The 4207-nt window shown below is 62.8% G+C and carries 5 protein-coding genes; 2 read left to right on the forward strand and 3 right to left on the reverse strand.

Annotation, left to right across the window (positions count from 1 at the left end; translation table 11 throughout):
- Both ENZ74_RS23830 and ENZ74_RS23840 read right to left on the reverse strand, forming a co-directional pair.
- The coding region (locus tag ENZ74_RS23830; protein WP_164761163.1) for a histidinol dehydrogenase at window positions 1-567 on the reverse strand (567 nt) is incomplete at its 3' end.
- Window positions 568-774: 207 nt separating this feature from the next.
- Window positions 775-1548: a 3-oxoacyl-ACP reductase family protein gene (locus ENZ74_RS23840; protein ID WP_024503950.1), complete on the reverse strand. Its 774-nt coding sequence runs from the start codon at window positions 1546-1548 to the stop codon at window positions 775-777.
- A 130-nt stretch (window positions 1549-1678) separates the two neighbouring features.
- On the opposite strand from ENZ74_RS23840, the gene ENZ74_RS23845 reads away from it, so the two are divergent.
- Both ENZ74_RS23845 and ENZ74_RS23850 read left to right on the forward strand, forming a co-directional pair.
- The gene (locus tag ENZ74_RS23845; protein WP_082826515.1) at window positions 1679-2782 is read left to right on the forward strand and encodes a histidinol-phosphate transaminase; all 1104 of its coding nucleotides are present in this window, start codon (window positions 1679-1681) and stop codon (window positions 2780-2782) included.
- A 105-nt stretch (window positions 2783-2887) separates the two neighbouring features.
- Window positions 2888-3256: a hypothetical protein gene (locus ENZ74_RS23850; protein WP_224620654.1), complete on the forward strand. Its 369-nt coding sequence runs from the start codon at window positions 2888-2890 to the stop codon at window positions 3254-3256.
- Between the two features lie 147 nt (window positions 3257-3403).
- Here the strand turns inward: ENZ74_RS23850 and ENZ74_RS23855 are convergent, their stop codons facing one another.
- Complete coding sequence (locus ENZ74_RS23855) at window positions 3404-4087, reverse strand: SGNH/GDSL hydrolase family protein (RefSeq protein WP_013530477.1); 684 nt, start codon at window positions 4085-4087, stop codon at window positions 3404-3406.
- Window positions 4088-4207: the final 120 nt, after the last annotated feature.

Genomic DNA, 4207 nt, shown 5'->3' on the forward strand with positions numbered 1-4207 from the left:
TTTGTAGACGGTTCCGACGCCGGCGAGGCGTGCGGCGACCAACGTTGCCGCGTCCACCGAACCATCCGATGTCGGCGGCGTCACGATGGCGATTTGCGGCACGCCGGCAATCACCGCCGGCACCGACGTCATCATCGTCACCGATGGGAAAGCACCCTTGCCGCGCGGCACGTAGAGCGCAACGGAAGCGATCGGCGTGTACCGGTCGCCGGCATAGGCGCCCGGCCGGACTTCCTTGAGCCACATCGTTTCCGGCTTCTGCTCCTCATGGAAATGCCTGATGTTGTCGATGCCGAACTGGATGCTCTCGACGACGTCCTTTTCCACCTTGTCGAACGCCGCGTCGAACTCGGCTTCCGACACCTGCAGCTCGCCCTCGGCGACATTGGCCTTGTCGAGTTCCCTGGCGAAGCGGATCAAGGCGGCGTCGCCTTCGTCCTTGACGGCCTGGATGATCGGCCGGACCTTCTCGACGAAGACCGTCAGATCGGCCTCGGCGCGCTTCAGCAGACTGGCGCGCTGGTCGGCATCGATGGATGACAAATCGTGGAAGCTGATGTCGGACATGGCTGCTCGTTCTCCTGGAACTCTTGGAACGCAATCACGGCTGGCGCAGGCCGGCCATATGCTGCGGGCCGACAGGTCGACCCTGAACAAGGATCAAAGCCGTCGAGAGGCTTCACTCGGCCAAAAGTATATACATGTCTATGTGACGGTCGCCAGCGATTTTTCCATCTTCCTTCCCGTCGAAACTACCGAGATAAACCTGCCTCATCAGATCGAGGCGAGAAAGCCGCCATCGACCGGAATGGACTGGCCGGTTATGTAGGCCGCCGCATCCGAAGCGAGGAACACGGCGATGCCATGCAGGTCGGAGAGATCACCGAAACGCCGCTGCGGGATCTTGGCCAGCATGGAGTGCTGCCATGCCTCGTTGTTGTAAAAAACGTCCGTCATCGCCGTCCTGAAATAGCCCGGCGCGATGGCGTTGACCCTTATGCCAAGCTCCGCCCACTCGGCCGCAAGCGCCCGCGTCATGCCGAGCAGGCCGGACTTCGACGAGCCATACGGCACCGCGGTTGGGATTCCGACTTCCGACGTCAGCGAGCACAGGTTGATGATGGTGCCGGGACGGCCGGCGTCGCGCATCTGCCGCGCGGCGGCCTGGGCGCAGAAGAACGCTCCCTTCAGATTCGTGTCGACGATCCTGTCCCACAGCGCCTCGTCGACATCGAGCGAGGGCCGCACCTCCTCCATCCCGGCATTGTTGACGAGAATGTCGAGACCACCAAGCAGGCTGGCAGCCTCGTTGGTGGCTGCGCGGCAGCGGCCGACATCGGTGACGTCGAGAGCGATGGCATGCGCCACCCCACCGGCCGCGCGGATGGCGACCGTCGTGTGCTCCAGCGCGGCCAGGCTGCGCGCCGTGACCGCGACGTCGGCGCCGGCAGCACTCAGCGCTTCGGCGATGCTGCGCCCGATGCCACGGCTGGCGCCGGTGACAAGCGCCTTCCTGCCGGAGAGATCGAAGAGAGAAGCGTTGCGCATGTGATCCTCCTGGTCGGTGTCGGTTTCCGCTTCGGCGTAGAGACTATCAGGTCAAGTTACATATACAAGCATATACAAAGCATTTCAGCTGCGGTACGGATGACGAAATCCACCGCAGAGGAGCCAGCCCGTGTCGAAAGCCTCGGATATGGTCCGCACCGAAGTCAACCGCCTGTCGCCCTACAATTCCGGACTGACCATTGACGAGGTACGGAAACGATACGCACCGGCCAGAATCGCCAAACTGGGCTCGAACGAAAACCCGCTCGGGCCCAGCCCGACCCTCGCCGCCACGATGCATGCCGGCTCCGAGATGTTCCGCCTCTATCCGGATCCTGCCGGGCGCAAGCTGCGCCAGGCGATCGGCGACAAATATGCCGTCGCCGAGGACCAGATTATCCTCGGCAACGGTTCCGAAGATCTTCTCTCCGTCATCAGCCGCGCCGTGTTGCGGCCGGGCGACGCCGTCGTCACGCTCTATCCGTCGTTTCCGCTGCATGAGGACTACACCACGTTGATGGGCGCTACCGTCAATCGCGTTGTCGTCAACGACGATCTGACCATCAATGTCGATGCGCTGGTCGAGGCGGTGCGCGAACGGCCGCGCATGCTGCTGTTCTCGAACCCGATGAACCCGGTCGGCAGCTGGCTCTCCGGCGGCAATCTGTCGAGGGTTCTGGATGCGACGAGCGACGAGACGCTGATCGTCATCGACGAAGCCTATGCCGAATATGCCAAGGGCGACGACTATGCGTCATCCCTGCCCTATCTGGGAAAGCTCGACCGGCCGTGGATCGTGCTTCGGACCTTTTCCAAGGCGTTCGGCCTGGCCGGATTGCGGATCGGCTTCGGCATCGTCGGCGACCCGGAGCTGCGCACGCTGCTCGACCGCGTCCGCACGCCTTTCAACGCCAACGGCATGGCCCAGGCCGCAGCATTCGCGGCGCTGGCCGATGACGAACACCTCGCCAGGGTCGTAGCTCTGGCCAGGGCGGAGAGAAAACGCGTCGAGACTTTCCTGGCGAGCAAGGGCCTCGACGTCGCCGCCTCCAGAGGCAATTTCCTGTTCTTCAACTGCCGGCAAGATGCCTCCGTCTTCGTCGAAGGCCTGCTGCGGCAAGGGGTCATCGTCAAACCGTGGAAGCAGCAGGGCTTTGACACCTATGTGCGTGTCAGCATCGGCTCGACTTCGGAAAACGACCACTTCATGGCCGCTCTGTCGACGCTGTTGTGAATGCACGTCTGGGCGGATCGCTCCGCGCTTGGGAGCCGATCGCTGCCGCCCTATTTCGCCCAAGGCCTTGACCGACGCTTGGCTTGGCTGCCGTGCGGATCGTCGATGACCACAGCGTATTTATTTGGCTTCGGACCAGCCGCAGGCCTTAACTTTCGCAGCGTGGGTTTTTACATCCGGGGGGTCTGCAAACGATCGACGCTTGAGGAGGCTCCCTTGCAGCAGCCAGATGACATAGCCGCCCGCCGATTGGGCATTCTCATCGAGCAATATGTGGAAGCGCGTAAAAAGCGCTATGACTATGTGTCGACCGAGCAGGCCTATCGGGCCATCCGGCAGGTCCTCAAACCCGCCATTCCCGATCGCGAGCTCGACGACATGGTCGCCTCACTTGCCGTCAAGAACGGCCTGGCGGTCGTCTTCGATCGTCAAACCAAAGCATCGGCCGATGATGTTCCGAGGCCAAGCCCCTAGATCGACGCACATCTGCCGGCGCCGGGCGCCATATCAATGCGGGGCCAAACGCATCGTTCGGCCCCGCATCGATGTGCATCGCCGGAGGAACCTGCGACACACCTGCGCCGTGGGCCTGTGTGCCGCAAGCCGACGGGCGTGGCGGCTTCAAGCGGCGGTGCTGACCTGGCCCGGCTCGAGGATCGACTTGACCTTGTCGGCGACGGCGCGTCCCAGATCGGCGTTGTTTGCGGCGGTGAAATGAATTCCGTCGACACCGTCCGTGGTGAGGTAATCGCCGGCATTGAGGAAATCGATCTTCATGAAATCCGCCATCGCCTTGTACTGCCTGGCCAGGTCCCTGGATTTTTCGTGCCCGCCGCCGAACATGCCCTCGAACCATGGATCGGGCATCGGGGTCAGCGGCGGCGGCGCAATGACCAGCGCCTTGGGGGCCGGATAAGGGGTGCCGATGCCGCCGGCACTGGTCAGGATCTGCCCGACCAGTTTCGCCATTCCATTGGCGATCTCATAAGGCGTCCGGCGGAAATAGGACTTGGTGTCGTTGGTGCCGAGCATGACGATGACCAGGTCCAGCGGCAGATGGCTGGCGATGGCCGAGGGCAGGTAGTTCGCCCCGTTCAGGCGCGGATCGTTGGGGTCGTCGAGACATGTCGTGCGCGCGCTCAGGCCTTCCTCGATGATGTGGTAGCCCCCTCCCAGCGCCGCCGCCATCACACCGGTCCAGCGCTGGTCATAGGGGTAGCGGTAGGTCGGCGACCCCTCCTTGACCGGAACCCAGCCCCAGGTCAGCGAGTCGCCATAGCACATGATGTTTTTTGGCGGTGACATCCATGTTTCTCCATCTGTTTGCAATTGTCTGAACGCGTGGATTTGTCGGTCCCGGCGAACACCGGTCGGCTTGCTTTCGCCGTCTCAGGTCAGGGGTTTCGCACCCGCACTCCGTAGAAG

The sequence above is a fragment of the Mesorhizobium sp. M7A.F.Ca.CA.002.15.2.1 genome (assembly GCF_003998715.1).
In the GTDB taxonomy this organism is placed as follows: domain Bacteria; phylum Pseudomonadota; class Alphaproteobacteria; order Rhizobiales; family Rhizobiaceae; genus Mesorhizobium; species Mesorhizobium ciceri.

Excerpts from the sequence above, each read along its gene's own strand:
- ENZ74_RS23840 (WP_024503950.1), bottom strand. The coding sequence starts at position 1,548 with ATGCGCAACGCTTCTCTCTTCGATCTCTCCGGCAGGAAGGCGCTTGTC.
- ENZ74_RS23850 (WP_224620654.1), top strand. The coding sequence starts at position 2,888 with ATGACCACAGCGTATTTATTTGGCTTCGGACCAGCCGCAGGCCTTAAC.
- ENZ74_RS23855 (WP_013530477.1), bottom strand. The coding sequence starts at position 4,087 with ATGTCACCGCCAAAAAACATCATGTGCTATGGCGACTCGCTGACCTGG.